At 68.0% G+C, this 785-nt stretch carries 1 protein-coding gene; it reads left to right on the top strand.

What is annotated here, in order from left to right; all coding sequences use genetic code 11:
- Positions 1 to 785: condensation domain-containing protein (locus tag JDV09_RS26400; protein ID WP_255606091.1), on the top strand; the 785-nt coding region annotated here is incomplete at both ends.

Genomic DNA, 785 nt, shown 5'->3' with positions numbered 1-785 from the left:
CGTATCGGTACGCAACGCGACGATCTCGAGCCGTTGGCGGCCGGTGTGCGGCCTGCGGTGGTTCCGTTGTCGTTCGCGCAGAACCGGTTGTGGTTCATCGATCAATTGCAGGGACCTTCGCCGCTGTACAACATCCCGGTGGCGTTGTGGTTGCGTGGGCCGTTGGATGTGGAGGCGCTGGGGGAGGCGCTGGCCGATGTGGTGGGCCGCCACGAGAGTCTGCGGACGGTGTTCCCGGCCTGCGACGGCATCCCTCGACAACAGGTGGTGGCCGCCGAGGAAGCCGACTTCGGTTGGGAGATGGTCGATGCCACCGGCTGGACCGAGGACCGGCTCGCCGAGGCGATCGAGCAGACCACCCACCACAGCTTCGACCTGACCACCGAAATCCCGTTGTACGCGAAGCTGTTCCGGCTCGCCGACGACGAGCATCTGTTCGTGGCGGCCGCCCATCACATCGCCGCCGACGGCTGGTCGCTGACCCCGCTGGTGGCGGACCTGAGTACGGCGTATGCCTGCCGCTGCGAAGGGGAAGAGCCGGGCTGGGCCGCGTTGCCGGTCCAGTACGCCGATTACACACTGTGGCAGCGCGCGCGGCTCGGCGACCTGAGCGACCGCGAGAGCGCGGTCGCCTCGCAGGTGGCGTTCTGGGACGACCTGCTGGCCGGCTTGCCCGATCGGTTGGAGCTTCCGACGGATCGGCCGTATCCGGCGGTGGCCGATCACCGGGGTGCGGCGGTGGCCGTGGACTTTCCGGCACAGTTACAGCAACAGATCCGCGAGCT

This window comes from Mycolicibacterium xanthum (assembly GCF_019710635.1).
Classification (GTDB): domain Bacteria; phylum Actinomycetota; class Actinomycetes; order Mycobacteriales; family Mycobacteriaceae; genus Mycobacterium; species Mycobacterium xanthum.
This window is presented reverse-complemented; position numbering and strand designations above follow the sequence as displayed.